Source organism: Desulforegula conservatrix Mb1Pa, from assembly GCF_000426225.1.
Taxonomy (GTDB): domain Bacteria; phylum Desulfobacterota; class Desulfobacteria; order Desulfobacterales; family Desulforegulaceae; genus Desulforegula; species Desulforegula conservatrix.
Map to the genome: position 1 here is coordinate 86067 of NZ_AUEY01000002.1, position 15344 is coordinate 101410.

9 protein-coding genes are annotated in these 15344 nt (G+C 41.4%); 2 read left to right on the forward strand and 7 right to left on the reverse strand.

From position 1 onward, the window contains the following. The first annotated feature begins 18 nt into the window (after positions 1-18). The gene (locus tag K245_RS0101425) at positions 19-939 is read left to right on the forward strand and encodes a nitroreductase family protein (protein WP_027357877.1); all 921 of its coding nucleotides are present in this window, start codon (positions 19-21) and stop codon (positions 937-939) included. A gap of 60 nt (positions 940-999) precedes the next feature. Here the strand turns inward: K245_RS0101425 and K245_RS22565 are convergent, their stop codons facing one another. The 4 genes from K245_RS22565 to K245_RS0101445 form a co-directional block, all read right to left on the reverse strand. Further along, positions 1000-2478, reverse strand: a complete 1479-nt coding sequence (locus K245_RS22565; protein WP_051283754.1) for an efflux transporter outer membrane subunit — start codon at positions 2476-2478, stop codon at positions 1000-1002. A 2-nt stretch (positions 2479-2480) separates the two neighbouring features. After that, on the reverse strand, positions 2481-5630 hold the full coding sequence (locus tag K245_RS0101435; protein WP_027357878.1) for an efflux RND transporter permease subunit: 3150 nt from the start codon (positions 5628-5630) through the stop codon (positions 2481-2483). 3 nt (positions 5631-5633) lie between these two features. After that, positions 5634-6860 carry an efflux RND transporter periplasmic adaptor subunit gene (locus K245_RS0101440; protein WP_051283755.1) on the reverse strand — a complete coding sequence of 409 codons (1227 nt, stop codon included), beginning with the start codon at positions 6858-6860 and terminating at the stop codon, positions 5634-5636. A gap of 103 nt (positions 6861-6963) precedes the next feature. Then, complete coding sequence (locus K245_RS0101445) at positions 6964-8004, reverse strand: phospholipase A (RefSeq protein WP_035276303.1); 1041 nt, start codon at positions 8002-8004, stop codon at positions 6964-6966. 434 nt (positions 8005-8438) lie between these two features. Between K245_RS0101445 and K245_RS0101450 the strand changes: the two genes are divergently transcribed. After that, a complete protein-coding gene (locus tag K245_RS0101450) occupies positions 8439-9122 on the forward strand; it encodes a potassium channel family protein (RefSeq protein WP_027357881.1) in 684 nt (227 codons plus the stop codon). A 53-nt stretch (positions 9123-9175) separates the two neighbouring features. Here K245_RS0101450 and K245_RS0101455 read toward each other — a convergent pair whose 3' ends face one another. From K245_RS0101455 to K245_RS22570, 3 genes are all read right to left on the reverse strand, one after another. Continuing rightward, positions 9176-11155 carry an acyl CoA:acetate/3-ketoacid CoA transferase gene (locus tag K245_RS0101455; RefSeq protein ID WP_027357882.1) on the reverse strand — a complete coding sequence of 660 codons (1980 nt, stop codon included), beginning with the start codon at positions 11153-11155 and terminating at the stop codon, positions 9176-9178. A 466-nt stretch (positions 11156-11621) separates the two neighbouring features. Continuing rightward, a complete protein-coding gene (locus K245_RS0101465) occupies positions 11622-12599 on the reverse strand; it encodes a hypothetical protein (protein ID WP_027357883.1) in 978 nt (325 codons plus the stop codon). Between the two features lie 263 nt (positions 12600-12862). Continuing rightward, positions 12863-15013 carry a DUF3141 domain-containing protein gene (locus K245_RS22570; protein ID WP_051283757.1) on the reverse strand — a complete coding sequence of 717 codons (2151 nt, stop codon included), beginning with the start codon at positions 15011-15013 and terminating at the stop codon, positions 12863-12865. Positions 15014-15344 lie beyond the last annotated feature (331 nt).

Here is a 15344-nt window from a genome sequence, read left to right on the forward strand (position 1 = left end):
AAATAAAGGATCTGAATAATGGCAATACCAACATCAAGAACGTCAGAAAATGCCATTATTACAGTAGATACGACTTTATGTAAGGGATGCGCTCTTTGCATAGAAGTATGCAAGGATTTCAGCCTTGTACTTAAAGATAAAAAAGCCTGTGTTTCAGATAATCCCGTTTTCGGATGCATGGCCTGCGGACACTGCATGGCTATATGCCCAGAAGGAGCCATAAAAATTTCGGGCCGATGCATGTCTACGGATGACCTCTTTGATCTCTGTGACGCAAAAAACGCAGCAGGATTTGATTCTTTATTCGGTCTGCTCCAAAAAAGAAGAAGCATAAGAGAGTTCAGGGATATTCCAGTTGAAAAAGAGATTATAGAAAAGGTTCTTTCTGCAGCAAAAACAGCTCCTATGGGTCTTCCTCCATCCGATGTAAACGTGCTTGTCTTTGATTCAAAGGAAAAGATCAGAGCATTTGCCGAAGATTTCTGCCGATATCTTGAAGGCATGAAATGGCTTGTTTCGGATTGGTTTCTGAATATTATGAAACCATTCTGGGGAAAAGAAAACGACGAACTTTTCAGAGGCTTTGTAAAGCCATGTATAGAAATATACACAGAGAAAATGAAACAGGGCGTTAATGTTGTTAACTACGATGCACCGGCTGCTATGTATTTTTACGGTTCTCAATATTGTGATCCTGCGGATCCGATAGTTGCCGCCACTTACGCCATGATCGCGGCAGAGTCTCTTGGACTTGGAACATGCATGCTTGGCGCTGTTCATCCCATGATTCAAAACGGAAGAAGAGCAGCAAAATTCAGGAAACGTAACGGGATAAGATCAAAAAGCAGGGAAGGACTGTTTGTTATCATGGGTTATCCTTCAGTGAAGTACCGAAAAGGAATAAAACGCTCATTTGCGAATATAGATTTTGCAAAATAAAAGCGGGGAATTTTTTCAAAATTCCCCGCTTAGTCTTAAAACTTATTATTTAAACAACTACTATTTCTTCACCTGTGCCTCAGTAGCAGCCGGAGCTTTTTCTACAGCTTTCGTCTCTTCAGCCCTCTTTTCGTCGGCCTTTGTCTGCCATCCGCCACCAAGAGACTTGTAAAGAGTAACCAGTGAAACAAGATGATCCCTTACAGACTGGCTTTCATCAAGTTCTGAATTGAAGAGTGAACGCTGGGCATCAAGCACTTCAAGATAAGATGAAACACCGCCTATATAGCGGCTTTCGGCAAGCTTAAGGACTTCCCTGTTGCTGGTGACATTTCCTGTCTGCGCCTGCTGGCGTTCACCTGTTTTCTGATATGATACCAGTGAATCTTCAACTTCCCTGAAAGCCTGCTGAATAGTCTTCTGATATTTTAACAAAGCCTGACGCTGCTGGGCTTCAGAAACTTCTATTCTCCTGAGATTCTTTCCGGCCTCAAATATCGGCTGCACAAGATTACCGGCTATATTCCAGTTGCTTGACGGACTTTCGGTCAACTCGCCAAGATCACTGCTCACATATCCGTAACCGCCTGTGAGGGATATTCTTGGAAAGAGCATTGCCTTGGATTCGCCAATTTTTGCATTTGACGCCACAAGTTCCTGTTCAGACTGAAGAATATCAGGTCTTCTTTCAATAAGGGCAGAAGGAATACCAGCAGGAATCTGAGGAACGACCTGCTGATCTTTAAGAATCTTTCCTCTCATGATTGGCCTCGGATTTTTGCCGAGAAGGAAAGAAAGCTCATTTTCCTTGATGCGCATCTGCTTCTCAAGATCTGATATTATGGACTTGGTTCTGTAAACCTCTGCTTCAGCCTGGTAATAATCAATTTTAGCAGCAACTCCGCCCTCGAATCTGGTTTTTATCAGCTTGGATGAACTCTGCCTTGATTCAAGGGTTCTTTTTGCAACTTCGAGACGATTGTCAATATCACGCAGTTCAAAATAAGCGCTGGCAACACTGCTTACAACCGATATCATTATCGCTTTCTTTGCTTCCTCTGTGGAAAGAAAAACAGCCTTCTGGGCTTCTGTTGCCCTTCTGAGCCGTCCGAACATATCTATTTCCCATGAAAGATTTGCAGAAAGGGAATAAATGTCAGATTTATCTCCCATAGCTTCCCCAGGAAGTGCATAACCATAGTCCGTAGGTTCAGACGTACCAGCAGAGGCTCTGGCGTCAACCTTCGGGAATAAATCCGCCTTTGTGAAACCAAACTGAGCCCTTGCTTCCTCAACTCTTTCACTCGCTATTCGTATATCCTTGTTTTCATCAATGGCAACCTTGATGAGATCCGCAAGCTTCTGATCCTTGAAAACATCCCACCAGGGCAGATCAGCAAGGGATTGGCTTTCTTTTGCTGAAACACTCCACTTTTCAGGTTCTTCTATTTCAGGTCTTTTATAATCAGGCCCGACAGCACAGGCCGACAAAGTCATAACTGCAGCCAGAGGCAGGCAGAATCTTATAAAACGTTTCATAATTAATGCCCTCCATGGGTCACAGCTGGGGTTTCCTCTGCTTTTTTCTTTTTCGGGAACAATTTTTCCATCATTACAAAAAACGAAGGAGTCAGATAAACACCAAGTATGGTTGCCACAAGCATTCCTGAGAAAACCGCGACGCCCATTACTATTCGTGATGCAGCTCCTGATCCCTTTGCGAGGATGAGTGGAATTACACCAAAAAGGAAAGCGAATGCGGTCATGAGAATCGGCCTGAATCTGAGTCTGGCTGATTCCATTGCAGCTTCCATTGGTGAACTTCCTTCATCGCTCTTCATCTTTGCAAACTCAACAATGAGGATTGAGTTTTTAGCGGCAAGACCTATGAGCATTACAAGGCCAACCTGAACAAATACGTTGTTGTCAAGTCCCATCAGCCAGGTTCCAAGCAATGACCCGAGCACAACCGTAGGAGTGGCGAGAAGTACGCTGAACGGCAAACTCCAGCTTTCATACATGGCAGCAAGCAGAAGAAAAACAAAAACAATAGCCATGATAAATGTCGGAACAGATGAAGGTGCTGTCTTTTCTTCATAAGACATACCTGAATAGGTAAATCCCATTTCAGGAGGAAGTACAGCTGTAGCAACCTCTTCTAGCGCTGCCATTGCCTGTCCTGATGTGTACCCAGGTGCCGCTGCGCCAAATATTTCAACCGATCTCAGGAGGTTGAATCTTGTGGTCAGGGCCGTACCTGATACAGGAGTTATCTTTACAAGGGTTGACAATGGAATCATTTCGTTGGTTGTTTTGCTTTTTACATAAAACTGTTTAATATCGTCCGGCTTCTGTCTGTAGTCAGATTCAGACTGCATATAAACCCTGTAAAGACGTCCAAAACGGTTGAAGTCGTTTATGTACGATCCTCCAAGAATTGCCTGGAGTGTTGTGAAAACATCGTTGATCGGCACGCCAAGTTTCTTTGCCTTTTCCCTGTCAAGATCCAGTTTTATCTGCGGAACACTAGGGTCAAAAGGAGTAATCATATTCGCAAGTTCCGGCCTTTTCCTGGCTTCGGCAAGAAATTTGCTGGTATGAACCCCAAGCTGATCGATGCTTAGCGAGCCGCTCCTGTCCTGGAGAATAAAGTTAAAACCTCCGGAAGCTCCAAAACCCGATATTGTAGGAGGAATGAAAGGAAATACTATAGCTTCGGAAATCTTGGAAAATTCTTTCTGAAGATGACCAAGTATACCTCGAAGGCTTTCCTCTTTAGTGGTTCTTTCATCCCATGGCTTCATCTTGGCAAAAAAGGTGGCATAATTAGGGTTAAAGGTGTTGGTCATTACACCAAAACCGCCAATACCATTGGCGGCTTCAACACCAGGAGTCTTGCTGAGTATACCCTCGATCTGCCTCATTACCTTGTCGGTTCTTTCAATGGACGCTCCGTTTGGAAGTTGGGCATTCACAAGAAATATCCCCTGATCCTCATTCGGAACAAAGCCCTTTGGAAGCGCCTTTCCGAAAAAAGCCGAACCAGCAAGAACGCAAGCCAGTAGCACAAGGCTTATAATGGTTTTTCTGGCCATATAGCCCGCTATCTTGACATAGCCTTTTGTGGATCTGTCAAAAATATTGTTGAACCCTCTGAAGAAAGCTCCGAGAAGTCCTTTTGAAGCACCAGTATGAGGCTTGAGAAGAAGCGCCGAAAGAGCAGGACTCAGCGTAAGAGCACTGAAAGCGGAAAGAAGAACCGATATTGCTATTGTTAAAGCAAACTGCTGATAAAGCCTTCCTGTGAGACCGCCAATAAATGCGACAGGAACAAAAACTGCGGTAAGGATAAGGGCGATACCTATAACAGGCCCTGAAACTTCTTCCATGGCCTTGAGAGTCGCCTCTTTTGGCTGCATTCCATGCTCGATATGATGCATTACAGCCTCAACAACAACAATGGCATCGTCAACAACAATACCGATGGCTAGAATCAGCCCGAACATTGTGAGTGTATTTATTGAAAATCCGAACAGAGGAAAAAAGATGAATGTACCAACCAGAGAAACCGGAATAGTAAGAATTGGTATGAGTGTCGCTCTCCAGCTCTGAAGGAATACAAAAACAACTATGATAACGAGTATGATCGCTTCATAAAGGGTTTTTACAATTTCTTTGAGAGATTCTGTAATTGCCGGGGTAGTGTCATAAACAATCTTGTAATCAACGCCAGCAGGAAAAAATTTCTTCATGTCCTCCAAGGCTTTATAAACTCCATTTGCGGTCTGGAGCTGATTGGCTCCTGGAAGAAGATAAAGGGCAAGAACAGAAGCAGCTTTTCCGTCAAGACGGCTGAATGCCTTATAGTTTTCACCTCCAAGTTCTACCCTTGCCACGTCTTTCAGTCTTATCTGGGCGCCTGAATCGGTCGATTTTATGATAATGTTCTCGAACTCCTCAGCAGTCGTAAGTCTGCCAGGTGCGTTTACTGTATATGTAAACTCCTGATCAGGCTTTGAAGGAGCCGCACCTATCTGACCAGCCGGAGCCTGGGCATTCTGCTCCTTTACGGCCGTCATTATATCGGTGGTCGTAAGCCCGAAATTCTTTAGGGTATCAGGCCTTATCCATATTCGCATACCATACTCTGACCCTCCGAAAAGAGTGGCGTCTGAAACACCCTGGATTCTTAATAAAGCATCCCTTATATTGATCATGGTATAGTTGTTAAGAAATAGCGCGTCCCTTGTACTATCAGGAGAATAGAGGGACACAAGCATTAGAATACTTGGATTCATCTTGGAAACAGTTACACCCTGCTGAACAACTTCCTGGGCCAGACGCGCTTCTGCCTGGGTGGTTCTGTTCTGGGTCAGCATGTTGGCGTTATCAAGATTGGTTCCAACGCTATAGGATACGTCCAGAAGCATTCTGCCGTCACCTGTATTGGATGACTTCATATAGATCATGTTTTCAACGCCGTTAATCTTCTGTTCAATAGGCGTTGCAACCGACTCTTCAACTGATTCCGCATTTGCTCCGGGATAATTGGCCTCAACACGCACAACTGGCGGAGCAAGCTGAGGATACTGCTCAATAGGAAGTTTTTCCAGGGTAATGACGCCAATCATGACGGTGAGTATGGCAATAACCATAGCCACGATCGGCCTGTTTATGAAAAATTTACTCATGTTTTATTCCCCTTTTTTAGCGTTTTGAGGGGCTGTTTCTTCAGGCTTTGCAGCCGCAGCAGGCTCTTCTTCCACATTAACTTCCTGTGCTTTAACAGTCACGCCCTGCTTAACTTTCTGAAGGCCTTCAACTATTATTCTGTCTTCAGGATTAAGTCCCTTGTCTATTATCCAGAGATTTCCAACCCTTTCACCAGCAGTTACAGGCCTTAGCTCAACCTTATTGTCTTTATCAACAACCGCCACGGTGAAAGTTCCCTGAAGTTCCTGAACAGCACGCTGCGGAACGAGTATGGCATTTTCCTTTGTTGCGACTACTGCCCTAACTTTTGCGTATTGTCCTGATCTGACAAGCTTTTCAGGGTTAGGGAAAGCAAGTTCAATCATGAGGGTTCCTGTCTGGGCGTCAACTGTGCTTTCTGCAAAAGCAATACCGCCTTTATATTTATGAACACTGCCATCTGCCAGAATCATTTCAATATCAGATTTTTTAGGAGCGTCTTTTTCAGGCTTTCTGTTTCTGCTGAAAAGCAGATAATCATTCTCACTGATTGAAACTCTTACATGGATAGGATCTATTGTGGAAACTGTCGTAAGAAGTGTTTTCTGACCGCTACCAACAAGGTTTCCAGGGTTTACTTCGGTCTTCCCTATAATTCCATCCATAGGCGAATAAATTGATGTATATCCAAGATTGATCTGGGCCTGGTCAACAGAAGCTTTTGCTGACTGTACATTTGCTTCTGCCGCAAGCTGCTGGGAAACGGCGGTATCATAATCCTGTCGTGGTATAGCGTTCTGCTGCATAAGGGGCTTGAATCTCGCTACATCCTGCTGGGCCTTTGACAACGCGGCATTTACCTGGGCAAGATTTCCCTTTGCCTGATCAAGTTTTGCCTCAAGGGGCTTTTTGTCTATGGTGTAAAGAAGCTGACCTTTTTTAACAAAAGATCCTTCCTTAAAATTTACTGTCTCAAGAAAACCCTCAACCCTAGCGCGTATCTCAACTTCGGTCTGACCTCTGGTCTGACCGACAAATTCCTTGTAAACAGGAGTTGTCTTCTGAAGAACTTTCGATACTTTGACTTCTGGCGGTGGTGGAGGAGCAGCAGCTTTTTTGTCTTTATCGCATCCCATAATTAAAGATAAAGACATAAGTACCGTAAGTGTGAATATCAAAAGCCGTATATTTGCTTTTGACCCAAAAAAAGAGCTTCTTTTCAAATTCATAATTACTTCCCCTTTTTTGCTTTGTTAATATTATCAAGCATAATTAAATTATTTTTTTTTGCGGCGATTTTTTTAAAAATTTAAACTCAAAAATCAACTATTATTAAAGTGCATCAGAGAGCATTATACCAACTCCAAAACGATTGGAAGATGCATCATAATCAACAAGACTTTCACAATATCCGTTATAGTGCTGCACATATCCTCTGAGCTTCTTGTAAAGAGGAAAACTCCATCCAAGCTCAACAGCGCCCATATTTCCTGATTCCCTTAAATTGTTTCTGAGCATCATGGTAAATACATGATCTTTCCATTTATACCCGGTTTTCAACTCTCCATATCCAACATATTTTTCTATGGAAGGATTATTGTCGTCCTCATCTTCTTCAGGAACTCTGTACCATGGCTTTAAAGCCATTACCCAGTTTCCCTTTTCAAAAACAAAATTCATGAAAACCCTGTTCCAGCTTCTTGATATGGCCGGCATATTTGATCCGTTATAGTTTGCCATTCCCCTTCCGTTTGACTGATGGTTTAAACCAACTGAAACAATACCAAGCTTTATTCCAGCGATATCATAATCTGTTTTAAACTGGAGCCATGTCTCAGGCTCATGATTTGTTTCCCTGAAAGGGTTTGAAGCCGCGCTGTTATAAGCCTGCCAGTAAGACTGGTTAGTATAGCCCACATACAAGTCGCCATTGTCTTTGAATATTTTATCAAAAAGAAGATATTTGACGCTTATCTGGAATTTTATTTCTTCATCCTTTACATCATCGTCTTCAAGACCGAAAGGAGCCGCATTCTTGGAAGGATTATAAGTATAAGGCATTACATAATTAGGTCTGTAGGGAGTAAGAACAAAGGCCGATTCCATTGTTGTTGATTCTTTTTCAAGCCTTTTATCAATAACAGAAGTTTTGTCTTCTTCAGCTTTTTTTGCTTCTTCCTGAACTTTGGCAGGAGAATCAAGATATACTGAGCATTTTGAACGAATTGACTCAATTGAAGCTGAACCATCAGCTTTTTTCATCTCTTCAAGCATGCATTTGTTGTAGCTGTCCGTATCAGCCAATGAAACGCCGCTACAAACAGCAATTATAAAAGGCATAAAAAATAATATTTTTTTACCGACAGATCCCATCAATCTCTCCTTGTTTTTACTGACATCAAGTTCTTTATCTGAAAACACAGATATTCTAAAACTTCAAAATGCAGTATTTCATTGATTTTAGTAATCTTAATAAAGCGAATGGATTAGTTCTTATAATTCAGAATTGACAAAATAGCAAAAAATCCGAGATTTCAGGCATTCCGTAGGAGTCTGACCAGGTTAAAATTGTGGCCGGAATCCAGAAGTATCTGAAAAACTGGGTGCCGGATAAAGTCCGGCATGACGTTAAAGACCTTTTCTGACTTTTTGTAAGACCATCAGAATTAGCTTTACATGGATTTTGACTTTGCTTAATAACACACCAACCCTTGAAATGTCTAACACTTATGGGCTGTTCATTATTAAAACTGAGCTAAAAACAGTGATTCAAAAATTTGAAAACATATTCAGTGAGATGGCTTAAAATGACCTCTAAAATCGTAAATATTATTTCATCTGTTGATTCTAAAATGATCGCGTCCCTGAAAAAACATCCGTCCTTACTTATTCCTCTTTTTTTCAGTTACGGCATTTTAATGATAGCGCTCGGATTTTTATTAGCTTTCTTCATGATTCTTATATTAAAAATATCAGGTCCTTTTTTCCAGACAGATGTACTACGCACAATGCTTTCAATGGCTTTCAGAATGTCTTTTGGTCTTGTTTCTGCTTTAATATGGCTTCACTATATTTATCTCGCATTGAGATCCTTTATAAAATCAGCAACGGTAATAAACAGAACATCAAATGTTTTGAAAATGGTTCAGCTAATAGCTGCAACAGCATTTGCTTTTTCAGTAATACATTATTATGTGGCCCTGTTTTCGAACAGCGCGGCATATACTGGCATCGATACTCCTGCTCCGGCTGGCGGATGGAGTGAAGAGGACAGCAGAATAGACAGACTCTGCTTTATTCCTGATTTTAAAATCGTAATTGATTTTCTTTATTTCAGCACAGTCACCATGGCCACAGTTGGATATGGAGATATTCATCCTAAAACGACCCTGGCAAAAGTGATTACAATGATTCAGATTGTATTTGCGTTTGAACTTATTGTTGTGGGTCTTGGATCAGCCATGGGTCAAAAAGATGATGAACCGGAATAAAAAAAGCCCTGCCTGATCAGGCAGGGCATAGCTGGTTATAATCTATCCCATCATTAAACTTCGAGCTTTTTACGAGCATCTTCCCTGGATTCGTAGATGTGCGGGGCTATTCCCCGCTCCTTAAGACCCTCTCCCACTTTCATTCTGATGAAAGCGCTGGTAGTGTAGCGAGTAACTTTCTCATAGTATCTGGAAACTACTGATTTGACCATATCGACATAGGCATCCGCCAGATCCTTTATGATGAAAAAATTGTCATAATTTACAATGGCGTTCACCTTGCGGCCAAGTGGGGCCAGAATAGATTCTACCTGGGCGCTTATATCCTCTATGTCTTTTACTGAGCATACCTGGAAACCCTCGAAATCAACGTAAAAAGTATTATCTGCGGAGTTATATAACATGCGCTCGGATATTGGTTTGCTTATAAGATCTGTTTTAAGACCCATTGGCTGATGCATGAATATTCTCTCATCCATCAACTTCGGATTCTTTATTATGGGCTTGAAATCCATATATGCCAGAATGTCTTTTTCCAGGTCCACTCCGGGCGCTATTTCTGTAAGTTCTACGCCTTCCTGGGTAAGTCTGAATACGCAGCGTTCCGTGATATAGATAACCTCAAGATTATTATTTCTGGCAGTTTCACCGCTGAATGTAATCTGCTCGACATCGCAAACGAATTTTTTCAGGCCGCCTTCATTGATAATATTCAGTTTTCCGTCACCAACAGATACCTTGGTTTTCCCTGCTGTAAAAGTACCTGCAAAAACCATTTTCTTCGAATTCTGGCTGATATCTATAAAACCTCCGCAACCAGCCAGTTTAGGGCCGAAACGGCTCACGTTGACGTTTCCGTGCCTGTCCATCTGGGCAAGCCCAAGGCAGGCAAGATCAAGCCCTCCGCCATCGTAAAAATCAAACTGCATATGCATATCAAGCATGCAGTCCATGTTGGTCGAAGTACCGAAATTTTTACCGCCAGAGGGAATGCCCCCTATAGAGCCGGTTTCTGTCGTAAGGGTAAGAAATTCAAAAATCCCCTCTTCATTGGCCACGCTAGCAAGTCCTTCAGGCATTCCAATTCCAAGATTGACAACCATGTTAGGTCTTAGCTCAAAAGCAGCACGCCGAGCTATAATTTTGCGCTCATCCATTTCAAGCGGTGCCACGCTGGCAGCAGGAACCTTGAACTCGCAGCTGAAGGCAGGATTATAATACGTTCCTGATGTCTGCCAGTGATTCTCAGGCTTTGACACCACCACGCAATCAACTATAATTCCTGGAATCTTCACATCGCGTGGATTAAGTGCGCCCCTGTCTGCAATGCGTTCTACCTGAACAATCACGAGACCTCCGGAATTTCTGGCTGCCATGGCAACAGGAAGCACTTCCAGAGTCATGGCCTCTTTTTCCATGGTTATATTGCCGTCAAGATCAGCTGTCGTGCCCCTCAGGAATGCGACCTGCACAGGCATGGTTTTGTAAGCCAGATATTCCTTGCCATCGAAATTTACAACCTCGACTATATCCTCGGTGGTAATTGAATTTACCTTGCCACCTTCCAGACGAGGATCAACAAAGGTTCCGATGCCTACACTCGTAATGGTGCGGGGATTACCTGCCGCAATGTCACGGAACATATGAGAGAGAACGCCCTGGGGCAGGTTGTAAGCCTCTATTTTATCAGCCACTGCGAGTTTCTGAAGCCTTGGCGTCATACCCCAATGCCCGGCAATAACTCTTTTTAGCAAACCTTCTTTGTCCAGACGATTAAGGCCCTTGTCTTTGCTGTCGCCTATACCAGAGGCGTATAATAGAGTCAGGTTTTTGGGCTCAGCGGTTTCATTATACCTTATCTCCATGGCCTCTATAAGCTCTTCTGGCGAACCTCCACCCATAAGACCATCGAGGGCTATGGTATCTCCGCTTCGGATCAGACGAACAGCCTCATCTGCTGTTACAATTTTTCCGCGTTTCATCCCGGCCTTGATATCTGCCGCTACAGAACTTGCAACTTTGCGGTCACTCATCAGTCCTCCTTATGTATTTTTCTATAATATTTATCATGTACAGAGTAATTGTTCATAAATTATTTAATTTTGGTGGTTCTGAGCATATTTTGAAGATTATATACAATGCTTTTTAGCATGGTTATAGACGTATTAAGCATTTAACTAAAATCAGGAACGAAAATGTCAATTAAAAGCAATGTTTTGAACATAAAAAATTTTCATGTTCAAAACCATAAACTTATAAACAAGCAAAAAATTAAAATTTTTGTATATAATTTTATTTAATTCAAGTGGTTATAAATTATTTATACAAATAAACAGGCTATTATAATTATCTTTTTAATTTATAATTAATAAAGAAAATATAAAAGCTGCAGATAAAAAATCCGACTTCATTCATTACTGATAAGCTTATCAAAATAAGAAGCAGTAATGATTGAATCGGACTTTTTGCGACTTTGTCAAATATGTCTGGTTTTAAAAATCAGAATCTGTTGCAATCCACAAGAACTGTTGCTTTCTTTAGTCCTGATGCAGTGCTTAGTTCCAGGAAATTAATTTCATCAACTTTTCCAAGCTGATCGTTTTCAACAATGACGTTCATGTCATTAACAAGCAGTCGTACAGCTTCATATTTTAGAAAAAACTCGGGGTGATAAAGCAGATTTGTAACCCTGTTCAGATAATCCTCTGGTTCATCAATTTCTTCACGAGCCTCGGCTATTTTCTGATCAAGCTGATCTATTATTTCAGATACTTCTTTTGCGTCATCTGTTTCAGATTTATCAGGCAAAAGAGATTTCGTGCTGTTTATATATGCATTATGTATCTGCAATTTGACCTCAAGGGTCTTTTTTTCAGTCTCCATTTCTTTTTTCCACGCAATAATAGACATGATCTCTTCAAGAGCGTGGGCTGTAAGTAATATCAGTGCACGAGTTGATAATTCCTTTCTTGTTTCTTCTTCTGAAATACTGGGCACAACAATCTGATGATTGGAAAAACTGATGCTTGTCTTAAGAACATCCCTGTTAATTATTTCGCCTTCCAATTCTGCGCCGAAAATATTTTTATCCTTACGATCCATAACCAAAAGCGCACAACATCTTGAAGCTCCTGTTTTCTGAAAAAATTCTGTCAAAGCCTTGTTTTCAGTGAATAGTTTATTAAACATCCTGTTATTTAAGAATATTTTTCTTAGAAAAGGATCTTTATTCCATGAATCAGCATGAATCGAAACAAGGGTCGTCATTTGTGCCACCAGCTCGTCAGCATATTTAAGTGTATGTTCTACTGCTGGCATAAGCTTTTTTCGATAATTAGGGACATAGTGAACATTGGGATGACTCATTTTGACAACAAGATCCACCGCTTCCCATAATTCATCTTTGGGGCGAATTCCTTCTGTTTCCTGTTGGCCTAATTTGTCCCTCAGTTTTGATAAAAAATCGAATAATGCCATATTTTTAACCTTTTCCCTTAATTTACCAATTATGGATAAGCAATACAGCCGATGACTTATTGAAAATCCGCTCATTCAAGGCGGAATATTTTGGAATAATTATTGACAGATTTTAAATCGTAGGTCGGATTAGGGATATATGCTTTATCTATAAATCCCGTAATCCGACTTTTGGCTTTATGTCGGATTACGAACAAAGTACGCTCTAATCAGACCTAAATTATAATTCTTAATTCAACAACATTGGGGGTATTATCTTGGTTCTATTTCTTTGCTTTTTCAGGAGTGAAATATTTAGCCACTTCTGAAAAACGTTTTTCCAGGGCTTTGCTTAAAGCGCCTTTGGCTGTGACAGTTTTTTGGACAATATCAAGCATCTGCTCTCCTTTGTCTTCATTACCCTTGATTAATAATGGGATGGCATCAATTGCCTTTTTCTCGTCCATTAGAACCATAAAAAACTGCTCGCGAATAAGATTCTTTAATTCTGCCAGACTCATGTCAGTAGCATAGGTTTTTCTGATACGGTTCAGCATCTCGAACGCACGTTCATCAGGCGCATTTTCCGGAAGGCGAACATATATAATTGAACGGATTATGGCTTCTCGTGGTCCGCCCTGCTCCATCTTGTTCCGCAGCTCTTTAATTTTGCTTTTAACGAGTGCCTGATAAAAAGGATCACGTCCTGGTCTGTTTCTTGGAGGTGCATCAGATGCCTTAAGACCAAGCAAGGCCTGGGTAATAGGATTATCATATATGCTGAAAAACATCTGTTCTGACATTTTTTCTGACCATACTCTGAATAAATCCAGGCTTTCCACAATACCGTCAGAAATAACTTCCTGGGTCTTCCAGAAAATATTATCCTTATCCACAGGCTTACGCTGTTTTTGAACCTCTTTTGCGGTCGCTTCAAGATTTTTAAAAATAGGATTAGCATCAGATACAAGATCATAACTCAAACGCAGAGGATTAGTCTTGCGAAGCATTTCGGCAGTCTGTTCGTTTGATATTGCCTTTACCAGCGGTTGCAGCATTGTGCGATAAAGACCGAGATTTATCTGGGACATCTTTTCAGCAGCAGCAAAGCAGCGTTCGTCTTCAATTGTATTGCAGCCCATTGCCCGGATGTCGTCAAGTGTCCGAGCTTCAAAACTTGAGATATAATCATCGCTTACAAGATCAGAATTGGCTGTATCTTTGTTTTTAATTATCATCACTGCTTCATACAGACCAGGCGGAAGGCAGTCTATAAAGTCTATATTGCTTGCAAATTCCTGATGCTCTTTTTTGGCAACGCCGCCTGAAACGAAAATTCCGAGATGGCCTATATTTTCATGTACGGCATATACAATGGTCTGACCTGCGGCCCTGATATCGTCAACACTGCCATAAAGGTCGGTAATCCACCCAAGTGCCTGCTGGGGAGGAGTTATATTGTCTCCTTTGGAACAGAAGCAGATAATTGGTGAACTTATTCTTCTCAAATCGACGCTAACGCCTTCTTCTGTGATAATTTCGCCTGTGGAAAGCTTGTTACCAACAAAGAGATTATCCACAATATACTGCATTTCTTCTGCATTAAGAGTAATATGGCCGCCCCACCATTTCTCAAATTCAAGATAACGTGGAGGCTCAGTGTCAATTTTTTCGTAAAGTGTATACTGCTTTGTCCATAAAGTATTGGCAGGATTCTGATTTTCAAAGTTCTGCACCAGCGCTGCACCGTCAAAAATACCATTGCCAAGATCACCAGTAAGAGCGGTCAGCCAGCTTCCGCCAAGAAGTCCGCCAGAATAACGCATTGGATTGACTCCGCGCACACCTGCCCAGTATGAAATAGGCGAACCAGCCACAATTATTGGCCCGAAAAGTTCAGGACGTGTGGCTGCGACCATCATGATTGCCCAGCCTGCCTGGCAGTTACCTATTACTACAGGCTTTCCATCAGCCTTTGGATGACGTTCAATAACTTTTTCAAGAAAAATGGCCTCGGCTTTCATTATTTTTTCAATGGTCTGGCCAGGTTCAGGATTTGGAAGAAAACCTATGAAATAACATGGATGACCTGCTTTAAATGCCACTCCTATTTCGCTGTCAGCCTTGAAACCACCTATACCAGGTCCGTGGCCGGCACGAGGATCAACAACAACAAAAGGTCTTTTCTTTTCATCAACAGTCACGCCTTTAGGAGGAACAATTCTGACAAGAGCGTAATTAACCGGTTCAGCCAGTGTCTTACCATTTGCAATAAGTTCATATTCGAATTGAAGTACGTTTGGTGCTATTTTTTCCTGTTGTTCCTGATTCAGATTCCCTCGCTGACGCATAATGTCCCAATAAAGGACAGACCTCTGATAGGCGTCGGTCATATATTCTGTCAGTTGGTCCTGAATCGAAAATATATTTGTCATCTTAAAACTCCTTTTTTAACGATTGGAAAATCTCAGCGGGTTTATAATTCCCACTGTAAGGATTAGCTGTGAAGGTGTAATATTTTGAGTTATTTAAACAAAAGGCCATCTCTAAAAAATTTCTATTAAAGCCGAATGTTAAAATAATAACTGAAATTGCGAAAATTTTTTAATAGAATCTTTATTAATTCAGTTTAATTTGAAGAACTATTTTAAATAGCCTCTGACCCTTAATATGAGTCAACGCATTTATTGAATTGGAATAGATATTCTAACAATTTATTGAGCACGTATATTGTAAATTGCTGTGCAAAAAGATCATAGATAAACA

What these genes read in the sequence shown, in the direction of transcription:
- K245_RS0101435 (WP_027357878.1), bottom strand. Translation starts at nt 5,630, where the DNA reads ATGAGTAAATTTTTCATAAACAGGCCGATCGTGGCTATGGTTATTGCC.
- K245_RS0101440 (WP_051283755.1), bottom strand. Translation starts at nt 6,860, where the DNA reads ATGAATTTGAAAAGAAGCTCTTTTTTTGGGTCAAAAGCAAATATACGG.
- K245_RS0101465 (WP_027357883.1), bottom strand. Translation starts at nt 12,599, where the DNA reads ATGGCATTATTCGATTTTTTATCAAAACTGAGGGACAAATTAGGCCAA.
- K245_RS0101450 (WP_027357881.1), top strand. Translation starts at nt 8,439, where the DNA reads ATGACCTCTAAAATCGTAAATATTATTTCATCTGTTGATTCTAAAATG.
- K245_RS22570 (WP_051283757.1), bottom strand. Translation starts at nt 15,013, where the DNA reads ATGACAAATATATTTTCGATTCAGGACCAACTGACAGAATATATGACC.
- K245_RS0101425 (WP_027357877.1), top strand. Translation starts at nt 19, where the DNA reads ATGGCAATACCAACATCAAGAACGTCAGAAAATGCCATTATTACAGTA.
- K245_RS0101445 (WP_035276303.1), bottom strand. Translation starts at nt 8,004, where the DNA reads ATGGGATCTGTCGGTAAAAAAATATTATTTTTTATGCCTTTTATAATT.
- K245_RS22565 (WP_051283754.1), bottom strand. Translation starts at nt 2,478, where the DNA reads ATGAAACGTTTTATAAGATTCTGCCTGCCTCTGGCTGCAGTTATGACT.
- K245_RS0101455 (WP_027357882.1), bottom strand. Translation starts at nt 11,155, where the DNA reads ATGAGTGACCGCAAAGTTGCAAGTTCTGTAGCGGCAGATATCAAGGCC.